The organism is Salinimicrobium oceani (assembly GCF_012037645.1).
The window spans coordinates 1-419 of the sequence record NZ_JAAVJR010000773.1 but is presented as its reverse complement, the minus strand read 5'-3'; the positions used below and the strand labels follow the sequence as shown (position 1 = coordinate 419).

The following is a 419-nucleotide window of genomic DNA, read 5'->3' as shown; positions in this document are numbered from 1 at the left end:
AAACCCATTATTAGTCATATTATGGGGGTGCTCCTGGTGTGCAACGGTGGATTTATGCTTACCGCTGCAATGGTGAGCTTTTACTATGATGATGGTGTAACGCTGGAGATCTTAGCAGCTGCATTGATCACGATGGGAGTGGGCGCTTTGGCAATGCTGCTTACGAGGGGACACAAAAGGGAGGTCAAAAAGCGGGATGGTTATCTAATTGTCACCCTCGGCTGGATCTTCATGGCCTTGAGTGGAACACTGCCTTATGTAATTAGTCAGAGCATTCCCTCCTTTACAAATGCCTTTTTTGAAACAATGTCCGGTTACACCACCACCGGAGCTTCAATTCTTAACGATATTGAATCTATTCCCAAAGGACTCCTTTTATGGAGGAGCCTTACGCATTGGGTTGGGGGAATGGGGATTAT

At 46.3% G+C, this 419-nt stretch carries 1 protein-coding gene; it reads left to right on the top strand.

Annotated elements, in window-relative coordinates; translation table 11 throughout:
- Positions 1-6: 6 nt before the first annotated feature.
- The coding region (locus HC175_RS19335) for a potassium transporter TrkG (RefSeq protein WP_317172370.1) at positions 7-419 on the top strand (413 nt) is incomplete at its 3' end.